Raw genomic sequence first — 16,785 nt, 5'->3', positions numbered from 1 at the left:
TCGATAGGCTTCACGCGCCCAGTGAAACCTGACCGTTCGTGCCGGCTCTGCCCTAAAATAGAGGGCAGTATGTCTAGTTCAGATTCTTCCCGCACTCCCGCCCAGCCCCTTTCCGCTATCGCCGCTGCTATGCACGGCGCGGGCGTCCGCGCATCCGAGCCCACCGAACCCCAGGCCGCCGGAAAGCGCGGTGGTAGGGGCAAGCAGGCGTCCGGCCCTCGTGAGGGGGCGGACGCACCCGCCCGCTCCCAGCGTCGCGTCCGCAGCTCAGCACCCCGGGGCAAGCAGGGCGGGAAGAAACCGAACCAGCGCCGCCCCTACACCCCACTGATACCCGAAAAAATCACCTACCCAGAAGCCCTGCCCGTCTCAGCCCGCAGGGACGACATCATGGCAGCGATCCGCGATAACCAGGTCACCATCGTCGCAGGTGAAACCGGCTCCGGTAAGACCACCCAGCTGCCTAAGATGCTCCTGGAACTGGGTCTGGCGGAGAAGGGCATGATTGGCCATACCCAGCCCCGCCGTCTGGCCGCCCGATCGGTAGCTGAACGCATCGCCGAAGAACTGGGGCAGACAATCGGCGAAACGGTGGGCTACCAGGTGCGCTTCACCTCAGAGGTGGGCGAAGACTCCGCTATCAAGCTCATGACTGACGGTATTCTGCTGGCCGAAATTCAAAACGACCGGCTGCTGCGCCAGTACTCGGCCATCATCATTGATGAGGCCCACGAGCGTTCCCTCAACATTGACTTCATTCTGGGCTATCTCAAGCGCATTATGCCGCAGCGCCCCGACCTGAAAATCGTCATTACCTCAGCCACCATTGACCCCGAGCGTTTCGCCCGCCACTTCTCCCCCAGCTTTGTACCCGGTGTCGGCATCGTCGACGAGACCCTCAGCCCCGAGGAAAAAGAAATCGCCGAGGCAACCCTACCCGATGATGCCCCGCCCATCATTGAGGTCTCCGGCCGCACCTACCCGGTCGAGATCCGCTACCGCCCGCTGAGCGAGCCGCGCACCGGCGACGGCGGGGAGGACGAGGCGGACGCCGGTGACGGCCTCGAGGACGACGACCGCGACCCGATTGAGGGCGTGCTTGACGCCATCCGGGAGCTTTCTGAAGAAGCCCCCGGCGACATTCTGATTTTCTTCTCGGGCGAGCGCGAAATCCGCGACGCGGCCGACGCTATCGAGGATATGGTGCGATCCACCCGCCGCCTGGCCGACTACGAGGTGCTGCCCCTCTACGCCCGCCTGTCGATGGCTGAGCAGCACAGGGTTTTCAAACCCGGTGGCCGGCCCCGCATCGTGCTGGCAACCAACGTGGCGGAAACCTCCCTGACCGTGCCCGGCATCAAGTACGTGATCGACACCGGCACCGCCCGTATCTCGCGCTACTCCGCGCGGACCAAGGTGCAGCGCCTACCCATCGAGCGCATTTCGCAGGCCTCCGCCAATCAGCGTTCGGGCCGTTGTGGCCGTGTCTCTGACGGTATCGCTATCCGCCTCTACTCCGAAGAGGACTTCCAGGCCCGGGCCGAGTTCACCGACCCCGAGATTCTGCGCACCAACCTGGCCGCGGTCATTCTGCAGATGACCGCGATCGGCGTGGTCAAGTCCCCCGCCGATATTGAGAAGTTCCCCTTCGTTCAGCCGCCCGAAACCCGCGCTATCAACGACGGCGTTAACCTGCTACGCGAGCTAGGAGCTCTTGCTACCCCCGGCCGTGATGGGGCGGACGCCCTCCCCCGCGATACGCGCGGGGCACGCGGTAGAGGGGGGCGGCGTCCGTCCTCACCGCTCACTGCCGCCGGGCGCGCCATGGCGGCCCTTCCCGTTGACCCCCGCCTAGCCCGCATGATTGTGGAGGGTTCCAAGCGAGGTGTTGCCAAGGAAATCATGGTGCTGGCTGCTGCCCTGACCATCCAGGACCCCCGCGAACGCCCGGCCGAGCACCGGGGTGAGGCAGACTCCCTGCACGCCCGCTACAAGGATGAGAAGTCAGATTTCACCTCCTACCTGCTGCTGTGGCAGTACATCAATGAGAAGCAGGCAGAGCTGTCGTCGAGCCAGTTCCGCAAGATGTGCCACCGGGAGTACCTGAACTTCCTGCGAATCCGAGAGTGGCAGGATCTCTTTGCCCAGCTGCGGGAGATTGGCCGGTCGGCCGGTATTACGGTTGAGGGCGGGCGCGATATTGACCCGGCTGCCAGTGAGACCGAGGTGCACAAGTCACTGCTCTCAGGTCTGCTGTCCCATATCGGCATGCAGGATGAGCAGAACCGCCACGAGTATCGGGGGGCGCGCGGTACCCGCTTCGCGATTTTCCCGGGCTCTGCCCTCTTTAAGAAAAACCCGGTCTGGCTGGTATCTGCTGAGCTGGTAGAGACATCCCGCCTGTGGGCGCGCGTGAACGCGCAGATTGAGCCCGAGTGGGTGGAAGAGTTGGCTGGGCCCCTGCTCAAGCACTCTTATTCTGACCCTCACTGGTCTGCCCGTCAGGGGTCGGTGCTGGCCCATGAGAAGGTCACTCTCTTTGGGCTGCCCATCATTGCCGACCGGCGTATCCAGTACTGGCGGGTTGACCCGGTAGCTGCCCGCGAGATTTTCATTCAGTCTGCCCTGGTAGAGGGCGATTGGCAGACCCGCCACCGCTTCTTTGCCCGTAACCAGAAGGCTCTGGCTGAGGTTGAGGAGCTTGAGGCTCGTCTGCGCCGCCGTGACCTGCGGGTCGATGACGCTGTCCTCTTCGACTTCTATAACGCCCGCATACCCGAGCACGTTGTCTCTGAGCGCCATTTTGACCGCTGGTGGAAGGAGGAACGCCGGGTCAATGAGCACCTGCTGGATTTCACCCCCGAAAACCTGATTGACGAAGAGGCCGCCGATTATGATGAGTCCCTCTTCCCCCGCACCTGGACTGCCCGCACTTCCGGAGGGGAGCTGGCCCTTGATCTGCGCTACGAGTACGCCCCCAGCGTGCAGATTGGTGGGGTGCGCTCCTCCCAGACACAGACGGACGGCATCGCGGTGCAGGTTCCGGTACTCTTCTTAGGGCAGCTTGAACCGGCTCCTTTTGAGTGGCTGATTCCGGGTCTGCGGGAGGAGCTGGTGACGGCCCTGATTAAGTCCCTGCCCAAGCAGATTCGCAAGAATTTTGTTCCTGCACCGGACGTTGCCCGCCAGGCCGTTGAGAAACTCAACGCCGACTACTCCCCCGCTACTGACTCTCTCACTGAGGCCCTGGCTCTGGTGCTGCGCCGCCTGCGCGGGCACGTGGTCGACCCGGCCGAGTTCAACTGGGATGCGGTACCCGAGCACCTGCGCTTCACCTTCCAGGTGCGCAACCACCAGAATAAGATTCTGGGCGAGGGCAAGGATTTAGTGGAACTCCAGGGTCTTTTGCACGCCGAGATTCGCTCTGCCCTGGCAGCTTCTCTGGGCGCAAGCCCCGAGACCATGGGGAAGATGGCGGCCATGGCCGCTGGTGGTAAGAAGGGTCAGGACGCCCGCGGCGGCTCTGCACCCTCTGCAGCTGCCAGCGCGGCTGGGAGCCGGGGTGCAGGTGCCAAGGGGGTACAGGCGTCCGCCCCGGAACAGGCGCCGGGCAGTAAAGCCGTGCGGGAGGTCTCGGGTCTAACCGACTGGCCGGAGCAGGATCTACCCCGGAAGGTCGAGCGCGTCATTGCTACCCAGACGGTGGCAGGCTACCCGGCCCTGGTGGATGAGGGGGCGTCCGTTGCTGTGCGGATCTTCCCCACCGAGGCTGAAGCTACCCGAGCCCAGCGCGGGGGCGTGATTCGCCTACTCAAGCTCAATACTCCATCGCCCGAGCGCTACGTCTCGGAGCACCTGAACAACCGTGAAAAGCTGGTCTTTACGCAGAACCCCCACGGGTCAATTGACGCGCTCATTAGTGACTGCACGGTAGCCGCTATTGACCAGCTGGTACCCGCTACCCCGCCTTTTACCAGGGCGGAGTACACTGCCCTGTTCAATAGCGTTCGGGCTGAGCTCATTGACACGGTCTTCGTGATGACCAAGCTGGTTGCCGATATTCTGTCGGAAACAGCTAAGGTGCAGAAGCTCATTAAGAAGTCCACCTCGCTTGCGGTCATTCATGCCATGAGCGACATGAAGAGCCAGCTGGAGAACCTGGTCTACCCGGGGTTTGTGACCGAGACCGGTGCGGTTCAGCTGCACCATCTGCCCCGCTACCTCAAGGCGATCTCCAAGCGTATTGAGAAGCTGGGGCCCAACGTCAACCGGGATAACCAGCTCATGCTGATCGTGCAGGAACTTGAGGATGCCTACGATAAGGCCGTGCAGTCCCTGCCAGGGGGTACGGTGCCGACTCCCGAGCTGGAGCAGGTCGGCTGGATGATTGAGGAACTGCGCGTGAGCTTCTTCGCCCAGGAACTCGGCACCGCCTACACCGTCAGCGAGAAGCGGGTGGCTAAGGCCCTGCGTGAGGCTATGGAGGCCATCAAGAACGCCTAGGCCCGCCCGTCCTTGCCCTAGGTACCATCTAAATCAGAAAAACCCACCTAGTTGGTGGGTTTTTCCGATTTTCCTGGTCATTTCTCTCTTCTAGTTGTTCTCGGGAGCATCGGGGAAGAAAATATCCTCGATCCGGCAACCGAAAACTTCAGCAAGCTGGAAGGCCAGGGGCAGGGACGGGTCAAAACGTCCTTTCTCAATTGAGATGACGGTCTGGCGTGACACTCCGAGCACGTCGGCGAGCTGCTGCTGAGAGTAGCCCCGCTCAGCACGTAGTTCTTTGAGCTGGTTCTGCACAGGCTATGCATCCTTACGCTTGTAGACCTGGTAGCTCACAAGGAAGACCAGCATGGCAAGTACGGTGACGGAGGTCAGCAGAAGGGCCGGCGATACCTGCCAGTCGAAGATAGCGAAGGCCCCGGCACCCAGCCCCATCGCTGCAATCATGAGGTGAAAGGTAGTTTCCGCTGCCTTCCCGTACCAGTGGTTTTCGATGCTGGATTCTGGGTTGCGGGTGGCTCCTTTAATGGTGTTTCGGTCGACCAAAACTACCCAAAAGGTGGCGGCTAACACCGGAATAAAAGCTAACGAGGCAACCGGCACCCACCACCAGGTGACTTGCTCAGGCTGAAGGGCGATAATACCCCAGGCCAGCAGCTGGGCCAGTGCAGTTGCACCCAGAATACTGACAAGTATCAGGGTTGCTTGGCTACCACCGAAGCGAGAACGGCCCCAGGTGCTTTGGGTCTTATCGATGCTCATGCCATCTCCTTATGTAAAGGTTGCTTTACAGTTGATGTGAAATAAACTTTACATACAGGTACGAGGCTATGTCAAACACACTTTACTTATTTTTAGGCCGTCGGCCCCTACGCCCCAGACACTCAGCCACTACACCAGAAAAGACCATCTAAATCAGAAAAACCCACCTAGTTGGTGGGTTTTTCTGATGTAGATGGTACCTACCTGGCGGAGGGCTAGGAAGCTACCGAGTCGCCGTAGCCCAGCTCGGTCAGGGCTGCCCGCAGCTTTTCAGCAGCCTCGTCCATGGCAGCTGCATCGGGGTTACGGTTAGCCTGCTCGAAAGTGAACTCGCTCTGGTCAACAGCGGGCCACACATGAATATGGGTATGGGGCACATCAAAACCGGCAATAATCATGCCCACACGGGTGGGCTCAAAAGCCTTCATCAGGCCCTTCGATACCTTCTGAGCCACGTCAAAGAGATGGGCAGAGAGCTCCTCGGGCAGGTCAACCCAGTGGTCAATCTCAGCCTTGGGAACCACCAGAGTATGGCCATACTGGAAGGGCTCAATAGTCAAGAAGGCAACTACCTGCTCGTCCTCCCAGATAAAACGGCCGGGCAGCTCGCGGTTAATAATCTTGGTAAAAACAGTGCTCATGGGGCTTACTCCTAAATCTCTACAGACTGGCCGGGGGCCAGGTACTCAAAGGTGGTGCCGTACTTCTGACCAAAGTTGGTTGCATGGCCAACAATCATGTTTCGACCGTTTTCAGCAAGCAGTGAATCATGAATCTGGAAGGCCCGCGGGGCACGCACGGCGATAATGAAGTCAATGACCTCCTGGATCTTGTTCCAGGGAGCATGAATCGGCACCAGCAGAGTGCCCACCTCAATGCCGTGGGGCACCACAAAAGAATCCCCGGGGTGGAAGAGGTTATCGTCAATCAGGTAGCCCACGTTATCGATGACCGGCAGCAGGGGGTGGATGACAGCGTGGTTGCCACCGAAGGTTTTGATAGAGAAGGACGAGAGAGTCAGCTCCCCATCAGCTTCCACTGACTTTGCAAGAGCCTCGGGCAGGGCCGCCAACACAGCATCGACCACTGCGGCGGGAGCGTGAATGGTGACCTGCGGGTTCTCTCGCAGAAAAGCGACCACCTTGCCCTCATCGAAGTGATCGGGGTGCACGTGGGTGACCAGAATATGGTGGGCCCCGTCCAGTGCCTGCTCGACCTCGGAGAAGTTTCCGGGGTCGAGCACCAGCACGGCGCCGTCCTTTTCGAGCCTGACGCAGGAGTGGGTGTATTTCGTAAGTTTCATACCTACCACCCTAGTAGCTCCCACCACAGTCAGACTAGTTGGAGCTGACGGTTTCTTTCTGCTGAACACATACGCTGTTACCTGAAAACGTTGTTTTTCGCCCCGCGCGAGGGCCGTTTCTGCCCCGAGAAACCTGGTGTACAGTAGGCACAGAAAGAGACCGATTTTAGACGAGGGAATGACCCGTGAACACCAACTCAGCGTCGTCAGCCAGCAAGCCCACCGAAATCCGCAACACTAAACAGCGCCGGGCAGTCACCGCAACCCTCGAAACCCTCGAAGACTTTATTTCTGCTCAAGACCTGCACCAGCTCATGCTCTCGCGCGGCGATAAGGTGTCGCTGGCAACCACCTACCGTCTCTTGCAGTCCATGGTGGGCACCGGTGAGGTAGAGGCCCTCAAGACCGAGGACGGCGAAGCTATCTACCGCCGCTGCGACTCAGAGCACCACCACCATCACCTGCTCTGCCGTATCTGTGGGGCTGCCCGGGAATTTGAGATTCCTGAGCTTGAAGAGCTAGCCCTGGCGATTGCGGCAAAGAACGGCTACACCGAGGTCAAGCACGTCATTGAGATTACCGGGGTCTGCGCTAACTGCTCTGCCCACCAGCGGGGCTAGGCGCTGCTGCGGCTTCAGATGAGCGGACGCGCCCCGAGGCTGAGTAGCGCTGGCGGACGGATCGCACCAGGCGGCAGACCACGAAGATGAGGAAGGACAGGGTGGTCACGTAGGGGCTGATCGGCAGGGAGCCTGCCAGGGCCAGAAGAATACCGCCCACCATGGCTGTTTCTGCAAAGAGCACTGAAAGAATCAGGGCGCGCAGGGGTGAGGCTGTGATTTGCAGGGCTGCCGCTGCCGGGGTAATCAGCAGGGCAAGAACCAGCAGGGAGCCCACCACCTGCACCGACAGGGCGGTGGCAATACCCAGCACAATCATGAAAGCAATGGAAAGAGCCTTCAGCGGCACCCCCTTGGCTGAGGCAACCACCGGGTCAAGCGAGGCGAACATGAGCGGTCGCCACATGATGGCCAGAGCCGCAATGATGACCACCCCGCCGATGATCATAGAGGTCAGTTGGGCAGAGTCAACTGAAACGATTTGGCCGGTCAGCAGCGAGAATTTGTTAGCTGCTCTGCCCGAGTAGAGGGAGAGAAAGAGGATTCCCAGCCCCAGCCCAAAGGGCATCAGTGCACCGATAATAGAATCGTTTTCGTGGGCCCGGGCGCCCATCAGGGCAATCAAGAGGGCAGAGATAATGGAGCCCACCAGGGAACCGGTGACCACGTTATAGCCCAGGAGTAGGAAGAGGGCAGCTCCGGCAAAAGACATCTCGGCGATGGCGTGCACCGCAAAAGCGTGACGGCGGAGCATCACAAAGAGGCCTACAAAGCCACCGATCACACCCAAGATAGCCCCGGCGATAATGGACTGGCTCAGCAGGGCCACCAGCTCACCGTAGCGGTCAAAGACAAAGACCTTGCCCATAAAGTCCGCAAAAGTCATCGGTTATCTACCCCTTTCGCGGGTGCAAGTAGCTGGGGGTGGTCGGTTTCTAGGGCGCAGTGGTGCTCCCCGTGCTCGCCGCCCACCACCACGTAGCGGCCGTTGGTCTGTATCACCGATACCGGAGTCTGGTAGAGGTCGGTGAGCACCTCGCTCCGCATAACCTGCTCCACCGACCCCACGGTGAAGCGTCCTCCCGCGAGGTAGAGCAGGCGGTCTACATGGTCGATGATGGGGTTGATTTCGTGGGTCACGAAAACGACCGTAGCTCCGTGATCCCGGTTGTAGCGGTGAATCAGGTCTGAGACAGCGTACTGGTGGTTGAGGTCCAAAGAAAGCAGGGCCTCATCTGCCAGGATAATCTTGGGGTCATTGGCAAGGGCCTGGGCGATACGCAGGCGCTGCTGCTCGCCGCCCGATAGAAGCCCCACCGGCACATTGGCGTAGTCGCTGGCACCAACCGCATCGAGCAGGGAGTCAACCTTCTCCCGGTAGGCCCGGTTCTTCACGCGGAAGCCCCAGCGGTGGCCGTCCACTCCCAGCCCCACAAAATCGCGGGCCCGCAGGGGCATCTCGGTACCAATTGCCTTCTGCTGGGGAATGTAGCCGACGCCGGGGTTCCCCAGGCGGGCAGGGGCACCCAGAACCGAAATTTTGCCGGCGCTCAGCTGGGTCAGACCCAAAATGACCTTGATAAAGGTCGATTTGCCCGAGCCATTGGGCCCCAGGACGGCAAAATATTCGCCCTGTTCGACGGTGAGGTTGAGATCCTGCCACAGGGTACGGTGGCCAAAGGAAAGCCCGCCCCCGGTCACCGTAAGGGCGGGGGCGAGCTGGGTAGAAGAGTGAGCCATAGGCTTTATGCTACTGCCTTTTCTAGGTTGTCGATGTTCTGGGTCATCCAGTCCATGTAGCCGATGTTCTCGGGCAGGGTCTCGGTGAAGGAGACGCTGGCAACTCCGGCTTCCTGGGCGAAGGTATAGATTTCGGTGGTCTGGGCGGTCTGGGTTTGCTCGTTGAAGGCCAGCAGGTCGATGCTACCGCCGGTGAGGGCGTCCTTGGCTTCCTGCAGGGTCAGGGGGGCGATGTCACTTTCGCTATCGACCGCTGCGGTCAAATCTGCCGGGGTGGAGTCGGTGAAACCGGCGTCCTCCAGCATGTAGCCCGAGACCGGCTCGGTTGCCAGGTAGGTACGTTCTTCGGTGTCGATAGCCTTGAGACGGTCAAGGAGCTGGTCAGCGTCGGTAGAGAAGGTTGCAGCTGCACTGGTGTAGGCGTCCGCGTTGGCGGGGTCGAGCTCAGCCAGGTCGGCTGCTACCTGATCAGCTACCTTCTTCATGGTGTCCAGGTCGTACCAGACGTGCTCGTTGTAGGAGTGCACGTGGTCAGAGTGGTCTTCACCGGTGGTGCTGTGCTCTTCTGCCATGTGGGCCAGGTCGTCGGCGCTAAAGAGGCCCGAGAGTTCTACCGCGTTCACCACAATCTGGTCGGGGTTATCGGTGCCGGCCATTTCGGTGAGGAAGGTGTCGTAGCCGCCGCCGTTGACGACAACCAGGTCAGCGTCTTTTACGGTCAGGCGGTCCTGGCTGGTGGCTTCGTAGGAGTGGGGGTCCACAGCGGTTGAGGCGATGAGCGGGGTGACCTCCACCTTATCGCCGCCGACTGCTACCACCACATCGGCATAGACGTCGGTGGTGGTGACGACCTGCAGGGTTCCGTCGTTTGAGGACGAGGACGCGCTCGTCCCGCTTGACCCGCAGGCAGAGAGGGTCAGCGCCGATACGGCAAGCAATGAGACGGTGGGGAAAATCTTTCGCATGGCGCTGTCCTTTGGTACGGAGTAAGGGATAGGGCTTCTGCCAGCCTACTCCTTTCTGCGAACGGTTCGCAAATAAAAAGTGCGTACACCGCATCACACCCGCGCCCCGCTAGGAATATAAGGACGCCCACCCCTCCTCCCTGCCACGGGGCAGGAAAGGCGAGGCGGGCGTCCGCGCACCGGCAGAAACCGGTAGCTAGCTAGAGGAAACTAGTCGGCGCTGTGCTTTGAAGCGGCCTCTTCGCGGCGGCGCACATGCTCCTGGGTAGTGTCCTTAATTTCCCCCACCAGCTCTTCGAGGATGTCTTCCAAGAAGAGCACGCCAACGCTCTGCCCCTGGGCGTCGACCACGTGGGAGAGGTGGGCCCGGTTTCGCTGCATGGTGGCAAGAGCCTCATCGATTTCGGTTTCGGGCTTGACGATCGACATCTGACGTAGCTTAGACCAGGCAATAGGCTGGTCCATACGGTCAGCTTCGTAGACCAGGGCGTCCTTGATGTGCAGGTAACCCATGTAGGTGCCGTCTCGCTCGTCCTTCATCACGAAGCGGGAGTAGCCGGTGTGGGCAACAGCCTTTTCCAGCTCAGCGGGCGTACAGGGGAAGTTCATGGTAACCAGCTGGTCACCGGGCACCATAATCTCAGCAACGGTCTTCGAGCTGAATTCCAGGGCGCCAGACAGCACGCCGGAGCCGTCGTCCACGGTTCCCTCTGCGGTTGATTGAGCCACAATGCTTTGAAGCTCATCAAGGGTGAAGGTTGAGGCAACCTCGGCCTTAGGTTCCACCTTCATCAGGCGCAGGGTGTGGTCAGCAATCCAGTTGAGGAAGCCCACCAGGGGCTTGAGCACCCGCGAGACCGTGACCAGGGGCGGGGCAATCCACAGGGCAACGCCCTGGGCAGCCAGCGATACCGCCATATTCTTGGGCACCATCTCGCCGAAGATAACGTGCAGGTAGGTCACCAGAATCAGCGCGAAGGCAAAGCCTACAGCGCTAGCCACCTCGTAAGGAATGCCCCAGCTTTCCAGGGGTGCAGACACCAGGTGGTGCAGGGCCGGCTCTGAAACATTCAAAATCAGCAGGGAGCAGACGGTAATACCCAGCTGGCAGGTAGCCAGCATGAGCGAGACGTTCTCCAACGCATAAAGTACGGTGACCGCGCGCTTATTACCGGTCTCAGCCAGCGGCTCAATCTGGGAGCGGCGGGTCGACATAATGGCGAACTCACCGGCCACGAAAAAGGCGTTACCGGCAAGGAGCACAAAGAGCAGGGCGATAGCTACCCAGTCGTTCATCGGGCCCCCTCCTTTCGAGCGGCGAGGTCATCTGTGGTGAGGGCTTCGGGAATAAAGCGGATGCGGTCAACCCGGCGCTGTTCCATCTTTTCTACGCGCAGGCGTCCGCCCTCAACGGGCACCACGTCGCCGGTTTCGGGAACTCGGCCCAGGTGGTCCATCATGAAGCCGCCCATGGTTTCGTAGGCGGGGTCATCATCCACGTCGAGGGTTCCGATGTAGTCCTTGACCTCGTCGGGGCGGAGCAGGCCCGAGAAAATGTAGTCGCCATTGCCCACGCGCAGGGGGCGTTCGTCGAAGGAGTTGGTGTCGTGTTCGTCGGAGACTTCACCGACGATTTCTTCAACCAGGTCTTCAAGGGTGGTGATGCCGGCGGTGCCACCGTATTCGTCGAGCACTACGGCAAGCTGTAGGGCGCCCTCTCGTAGCTGCATGAGCAGGGAGTCCAGGTGCACGGTTTCGGGCACCTGCAGCACGTCCTCCATGAGCGTTCCGGCTTCCAGCGTGTCGCGCTTATCGAGGGGAAGGCCCACAGCTTTCTTCACGTGCACGACGCCCACGATGTTGTCCTGGTCTTCCCGGTAGAGGGGGAAGCGGGAGTGGCCGGTGGTACGGGCCAGCTCGATGACATCGCTAACAGGAGCGGTATCTTCGAGCATGATGACCTTGCGGCGCGGGGTCATAACGTCTGCTGCAGTAAGCTCGGCGAAGGAAAGGGTCTTATCGACGAAGCGGGCAGTGTCGGAGTCCAAGGTGCCCAGGTCAGCTGAGCGGCGCACCATTGAAGAAAGCTCTTCGGGTGAACGGGCTGCCGAGAGTTCTTCCTTAGCTTCCATGCCGAAGCGGTGGAGTACCCAGTTTGCTGACCCGTTAGCGGTGCGGACGATGGGGCCCATCACCTTAGTGAAAAGCAGCTGGGCCGGGGCCAGGGTTCGGGCCACGCGGTAGGGCTCGGCAATCGCCAGGTTCTTGGGCACCAGCTCGCCGATAATCATGGAGAGCAAGGTGGCGATACCCATAGAGAAAATCAGGGTGAGCGCCGAGGCCACAGAGGGGGCCAACCCCCAGGACGCGATGGTGTCGCCGGCTAGGGCGTTGATACCGCTGTCGAGTGTGTAACCGGTAAGCAGGGTGGTGATGGTGATACCCAGCTGGCAGCTTGATAGCTGGGTTGAGAGGGATTTGAGGCAGGCGAGCACTCGTTCACCTGCGGCGTCTCCCCTATCAATTTCTTGCTGGACCTTGGACTGATCAAGGGCTACCAGCGAAAATTCTACGGCCACGAAGAAGCCGGTACCCAGAATCAGGGCAAAGCCCATGAGAAGTAGGAGCCATTCCATGGTTTAGGCTCTCACCGCCTGCTGGGCGGGGTGCTGGCCGCAGCAGGTGCGGACGCCCGTGGTCGGGTTAAAGGATGATGCGCACCAAAGCGCTCGTGAGGGCTGCGAAGGTGCGCAGTAACTAGAAGGGTCTTCCATAGTGGTCAATTCTAGCGAATAACTTTTGCTTTACTCAGTGGGCTCCCTTTCACCCCCTGCGAAATGCCAGCCTATTTCTGCCAGACAGTCTCACAGTGAGATGTCATAGAAAGTAGTGCGTTGGACGAACCCCCAAAACACTTCTAAACTAGACAAAGATATGCGGTACATCACGCGCCCAACGTAGTGTGCGATGCCCGCCCACCTCGTGCCAAAAGCGGTTTTGGCACTCAGCAATCACAAGAGATGGAAGAGGCGTAAGAGAAGTGCCAAACCAGCCAGAACATACGGTTCCCGAAGAGTTCGCGGGTAACGAGTGGCTCGTCGAAGAGCTCTTTGAGAAATACGAGCAAGACCGCAACTCAGTCGACGAAACGTGGTGGCCCCTGTTTGATCAGTGGGCAGGCACAACCGGCAGCGCACCCAGCTCGCAGCAGGCACCGGCGCCCGCTGCTGCGTCCGCACCGGCCAAGGAAGAGCCCGCCAAGGCCCCCGCTCCCTCCACTCCCAAGACCCCTGCCCCTGAGGCTGACCCCAAGTCAGCCCCACAGGCAGCCCCCAAGGCAAGCAACCCCTCAGCGACCAAGCCCGCCACCCCGAAGGAAGAACCCGTGAGCGACGCTCCCCAAGAAGACCAGATCGTTACCCTGCGCGGCCCCGCCAAGGCGGTAGCCGCCAACATGGACGAGTCACTGAGCGTACCCACCGCAACCACCGTCCGCGCTATCCCCGCCAAGCTGCTGATCGATAACCGCACCGAAATCAACAGCTACCTGGCCCGCACCCGCGGCGGTAAGGTTTCCTTCACCCATATCATCGGCTACGCCATCATCCGCGCTCTCGCAGCTTTCCCCTCCATGAACGTCAGCTACGGTGAGGACGCCAAGGGCAAGCCCGCCGCTATCCAGCACGCCCACGTTAACTTCGGCCTGGCCATCGACCTACCCCGCCCCGACGGCTCCCGCAACCTGGTTGTACCCAACATCAAGGGTGCAGAGAAGCTCTCCTTCTCAGAGTTCTGGGAAGCCTACAACGACATCGTCAAGCGCGGCCGTGAAGGCAAGCTCGGCGTTGAGGACTTCGCAGGCACTACCGTCTCACTGACCAACCCCGGCGGTATCGGCACCGTCCACTCCGTGCCCCGCCTCTCTAAGGGCCAGGCAGCCATCATCGGTGCAGGTGCCCTCGACTACCCCGCCGAGTACCGCGGTACCTCAGAAAAGGTCATCGCCCGCAACGGCGTCTCCAAGATTCTGACTCTCACCTCCACCTACGACCACCGTGTCATCCAGGGTGCTGGGTCTGGCGAGTTCCTCAAGATTGTGGAGCACTACCTGCTCGGTGGCGACGGCTTCTACGACCAGATTTTTGAGGATCTGCGCATCCCCTTCGAGCCCGTCCGTTGGGCTCGCGACAACCAGGTCAACCCCGAAGCAGAAGTCTCTAAGGTTGCCCGCATCCAGCAGCTCATTCACGCCTTCCGCGTACGCGGCCACCTGATTGCCCAGACCAACCCCATCGGCTACCAGATGCTCTCCCACCCCGACCTGCGTCTGGAGAACTACGGCCTGACCCTCTGGGATCTTGACCGCTACTGGCCCACCGGTGGCTTCGGCGAAAAGGAATCCCTGCCCCTGCGCACCATTCTTGAGCTGCTGCGCGAAGCCTACACCCGCACCCTGGGTGTGGAATACATGCACATCGAGAACCCCGAAGAGCGCCAGTGGTTCCAGGACCGCCTAGAGCACGGCTACACCAAGCCCTCGCGCGACGAGCAGTTCCGCGTGTTGGGCACCCTGAACGCTGCCGAGGCCTTCGAGACCTTCCTGCAGACCAAGTACCTGGGCCAGAAGCGCTTCTCCCTGGAAGGCGGCGAATCCCTGATTCCGCTGCTGGACTCCGTCATCTCTGAGGCAGCGGACGCCGGCCTCTCGGGCGTCGGCATCGGCATGGCCCACCGCGGCCGCCTCAACGTACTGACCAACATTGCGGGTAAGTCCTACGCCCAGATTTTCCGCGAGTTTGAGGGCCAGATGGACCCCCGCCTGACCGGCGGCTCCGGTGACGTCAAGTACCACTTGGGCACCGAGGGTATCTTCACCTCCCACAACGGCAACCAGACCCAGGTCTACCTGGCCGCTAACCCCTCCCACCTTGAAGCCGTCAACACCGTGCTCGAAGGTATCGTCCGCGCTAAGCAGGACACCCTGGCAGAACAGGGCATCGGCAACTACCCCGTACTGCCGATCCTGGTTCACGGTGACGCAGCCTTCGCTGGCCAGGGTATCGTGCTAGAAACCCTGCAGATGTCCAAGCTTGAGGGCTACACCACCGGCGGTACCGTACACATCGTGGTCAACAACCAGGTGGGCTTCACCACCACCCCGCGCGATGGTCGCACCGCAACCTACTCCACCGACATCGCCCGCATGATTCAGGCCCCCGTGCTGCATGTGAATGCCGATGACCCCGAGGCCGTCGTCCGCGCAGGCTCCATCGCCTTCGCCTACCGCCAGGCCTTCAACAAGGACGTCGTCATCGACCTGGTCTGCTACCGCCGCCGCGGTCACAACGAGGCAGACGATCCCTCGATGACCCAGCCTAAGATGTACCAGCAGATTGAGGAGCTGCCCTCAACCCGCAAGATTTACACTGAGTCCCTAGTTGGTCGCGGTGACATCTCCCAGGACGAGGCCGAGCGCGCTCTCAAGGACTACCAGTCCCGCCTGGAGCAGATCTTCACTGAGACCCACGAAGCCCAGTCATCGTCCGCTCCCCTGGTCACCGCAGACGCCGCCGCTGTTTCTAACATCGAGCGCCCTGCTGCCCAGCAGAACGAGGACTCTGTGCAGGTTGCCGGCGAAACCGCAATTTCAGCTGAGACGCTGGCGCAGATTGGTCAGGCCTTTGGCAAGATTCCCGAGGGCTTTACCGTGCACAAGAAGCTCAAGAAGCTGCTTGAACAGCGCGTCAAGATGTCGACCGAGGGCGACATCAACTGGGGCTTCGGCGAGCTTGCTGCCTTCGCCTCCCTGCTGCTGGAAGGCCGCGATGTGCGCCTGACCGGTCAGGACGTCCAGCGCGGCACCTTCGTCCAGCGCCACTCCGTGCTCCACGACTCTCTGACCGACGAAGAGTGGAACCCCCTGGCCAACCTCTCAGAAACCCAGGGCAAGTACTCCATCTACAACTCCCTGCTCTCCGAGTACGGCGTCATGGGCTTCGAGTACGGCTACTCCGTAGAACGCCCGGACTCCCTGGTGCTCTGGGAGGCCCAGTTCGGTGACTTCGCCAACGGCGCCCAGACCATCGTTGATGAGTTCATCTCGTCAGCAGAGCAGAAGTGGGCCCAGCGTTCCTCACTGGTTCTGCTGCTCCCCCACGGTTTTGAGGGCCAGGGCCCTGACCACTCATCGGCCCGTATGGAGCGCTACCTGCAGCTGTGCGCCGAGAACAACATGACCGTTGCTGTTCCCTCGACCCCGGCAAACCACTTCCACCTGCTGCGCCGTCAGGCCCACTCCCGTCCGCACAAGCCGCTGATTGTTATCACCCCCAAGCAGCTGCTGCGCCTCAAGGCTGCTGCCTCGTCGGTTGAAGACTTCACCAGCTGTAGCTTCAAGCCCGTCATCGAGGACCAGGGTAACCTGAACCCCGCTGATGTAACCCGCCTGGTCTTCGTCTCGGGCCGTCTCTACTACGATCTGGAAGCAGAGCGCGCTAAGCGCGGCGATAAGAGCACCGCAATTGTGCGAGTCGAGCAGCTCTACCCCCTGCCGTCCGCAGAGATCAAGGAGCAGATTGCTACCTACCCCAATGCGGAACTGGTCTGGGCTCAGGATGAACCTGCCAACCAGGGCCAGTGGCCCTTCATGGCTGTCAACCTGCTCCCCCAGATTGACTACCGTATGAAGCTGATTTCCCGCCCTGCCGCTGCTTCCCCCGCAGCCGGTACCGGTAAGCGTCACCAGCGCGAGCTCGATAACCTCATCTCCGAGGTATTCGACCGATAAAGCAGGGCGCTCGCTCAGCTCCCAGTGCCCGAATCTTGCCCGTCAGGATTCGGGCACTGCCTGTTTGCGGTGCGCCCACCGTGCGCTGGCAGGCTCCAGGGTTTA

The 16,785-nt window shown here is 60.8% G+C and carries 12 protein-coding genes; 3 read left to right on the top strand and 9 right to left on the bottom strand.

The features are described 5' to 3' along the window. Positions 1 to 69 precede the first annotated feature (69 nt). Positions 70 to 4,503, top strand: coding sequence for an ATP-dependent RNA helicase HrpA (hrpA, locus tag ACRCJM_RS03875; protein WP_431463875.1), 4,434 nt, complete (start codon positions 70 to 72; stop codon positions 4,501 to 4,503). Between the two features lie 90 nt (positions 4,504 to 4,593). On the opposite strand, the gene ACRCJM_RS03870 is transcribed toward hrpA, so the two are convergent. The 4 genes from ACRCJM_RS03870 to ACRCJM_RS03855 form a co-directional block, all read right to left on the bottom strand. Beyond that, complete coding sequence (locus tag ACRCJM_RS03870) at positions 4,594 to 4,800, bottom strand: helix-turn-helix transcriptional regulator (RefSeq protein ID WP_237206337.1); 207 nt, start codon at positions 4,798 to 4,800, stop codon at positions 4,594 to 4,596. A gap of 3 nt (positions 4,801 to 4,803) precedes the next feature. Further along, positions 4,804 to 5,265: a hypothetical protein gene (locus tag ACRCJM_RS03865; RefSeq protein ID WP_431463874.1), complete on the bottom strand. Its 462-nt coding sequence runs from the start codon at positions 5,263 to 5,265 to the stop codon at positions 4,804 to 4,806. A 215-nt stretch (positions 5,266 to 5,480) separates the two neighbouring features. Then, positions 5,481 to 5,906: an HIT family protein gene (locus tag ACRCJM_RS03860; RefSeq protein WP_431463873.1), complete on the bottom strand. Its 426-nt coding sequence runs from the start codon at positions 5,904 to 5,906 to the stop codon at positions 5,481 to 5,483. Between the two features lie 11 nt (positions 5,907 to 5,917). Next, the gene (locus ACRCJM_RS03855; protein WP_237194361.1) at positions 5,918 to 6,568 is read right to left on the bottom strand and encodes an MBL fold metallo-hydrolase; all 651 of its coding nucleotides are present in this window, start codon (positions 6,566 to 6,568) and stop codon (positions 5,918 to 5,920) included. 185 nt (positions 6,569 to 6,753) lie between these two features. On the opposite strand from ACRCJM_RS03855, the gene ACRCJM_RS03850 reads away from it, so the two are divergent. Continuing rightward, a complete protein-coding gene (locus ACRCJM_RS03850; protein WP_237194362.1) occupies positions 6,754 to 7,188 on the top strand; it encodes a Fur family transcriptional regulator in 435 nt (144 codons plus the stop codon). Here ACRCJM_RS03850 and ACRCJM_RS03845 read toward each other — a convergent pair. The 5 genes from ACRCJM_RS03845 to ACRCJM_RS03825 form a co-directional block, all read right to left on the bottom strand. Further along, positions 7,160 to 8,074: a metal ABC transporter permease gene (locus ACRCJM_RS03845; RefSeq protein WP_431463872.1), complete on the bottom strand. Its 915-nt coding sequence runs from the start codon at positions 8,072 to 8,074 to the stop codon at positions 7,160 to 7,162. The genes ACRCJM_RS03850 and ACRCJM_RS03845 overlap by 29 nt on opposite strands. Beyond that, entirely contained in the window at positions 8,071 to 8,928 is an 858-nt protein-coding gene (locus tag ACRCJM_RS03840) for a metal ABC transporter ATP-binding protein (protein ID WP_237204543.1), read from the bottom strand. Before ACRCJM_RS03840 ends, ACRCJM_RS03845 begins: the two co-directional genes overlap by 4 nt. 5 nt (positions 8,929 to 8,933) lie before the next feature. Beyond that, positions 8,934 to 9,893: a metal ABC transporter solute-binding protein, Zn/Mn family gene (locus ACRCJM_RS03835; protein WP_431463871.1), complete on the bottom strand. Its 960-nt coding sequence runs from the start codon at positions 9,891 to 9,893 to the stop codon at positions 8,934 to 8,936. 210 nt (positions 9,894 to 10,103) lie between these two features. Further along, the gene (locus ACRCJM_RS03830) at positions 10,104 to 11,189 is read right to left on the bottom strand and encodes a hemolysin family protein (protein WP_431463870.1); all 1,086 of its coding nucleotides are present in this window, start codon (positions 11,187 to 11,189) and stop codon (positions 10,104 to 10,106) included. Then, positions 11,186 to 12,529: a hemolysin family protein gene (locus tag ACRCJM_RS03825; protein WP_431463869.1), complete on the bottom strand. Its 1,344-nt coding sequence runs from the start codon at positions 12,527 to 12,529 to the stop codon at positions 11,186 to 11,188. The genes ACRCJM_RS03830 and ACRCJM_RS03825 overlap by 4 nt, the downstream gene beginning before the upstream one ends. A gap of 404 nt (positions 12,530 to 12,933) precedes the next feature. On the opposite strand from ACRCJM_RS03825, the gene ACRCJM_RS03820 reads away from it, so the two are divergent. Further along, positions 12,934 to 16,680 carry a multifunctional oxoglutarate decarboxylase/oxoglutarate dehydrogenase thiamine pyrophosphate-binding subunit/dihydrolipoyllysine-residue succinyltransferase subunit gene (locus tag ACRCJM_RS03820; protein ID WP_431463868.1) on the top strand — a complete coding sequence of 1,249 codons (3,747 nt, stop codon included), beginning with the start codon at positions 12,934 to 12,936 and terminating at the stop codon, positions 16,678 to 16,680. Positions 16,681 to 16,785 lie beyond the last annotated feature (105 nt).

Source organism: Rothia sp. L_38 (genome assembly GCF_050689125.1).
Classification (GTDB): Bacteria; Actinomycetota; Actinomycetes; order Actinomycetales; family Micrococcaceae; genus Rothia.
This window is presented reverse-complemented; position numbering and strand designations above follow the sequence as displayed.

Bases quoted from the DNA above. Each gene is read 5' to 3' on its own strand.
- hrpA (WP_431463875.1), top strand. From the start codon at position 70: ATGTCTAGTTCAGATTCTTCCCGCACTCCCGCCCAGCCCCTTTCCGCT.
- ACRCJM_RS03865 (WP_431463874.1), bottom strand. From the start codon at position 5,265: ATGAGCATCGATAAGACCCAAAGCACCTGGGGCCGTTCTCGCTTCGGT.
- ACRCJM_RS03860 (WP_431463873.1), bottom strand. From the start codon at position 5,906: ATGAGCACTGTTTTTACCAAGATTATTAACCGCGAGCTGCCCGGCCGT.
- ACRCJM_RS03855 (WP_237194361.1), bottom strand. From the start codon at position 6,568: ATGAAACTTACGAAATACACCCACTCCTGCGTCAGGCTCGAAAAGGAC.
- ACRCJM_RS03845 (WP_431463872.1), bottom strand. From the start codon at position 8,074: ATGACTTTTGCGGACTTTATGGGCAAGGTCTTTGTCTTTGACCGCTAC.
- ACRCJM_RS03840 (WP_237204543.1), bottom strand. From the start codon at position 8,928: ATGGCTCACTCTTCTACCCAGCTCGCCCCCGCCCTTACGGTGACCGGG.
- ACRCJM_RS03835 (WP_431463871.1), bottom strand. From the start codon at position 9,893: ATGCGAAAGATTTTCCCCACCGTCTCATTGCTTGCCGTATCGGCGCTG.
- ACRCJM_RS03830 (WP_431463870.1), bottom strand. From the start codon at position 11,189: ATGAACGACTGGGTAGCTATCGCCCTGCTCTTTGTGCTCCTTGCCGGT.
- ACRCJM_RS03825 (WP_431463869.1), bottom strand. From the start codon at position 12,529: ATGGAATGGCTCCTACTTCTCATGGGCTTTGCCCTGATTCTGGGTACC.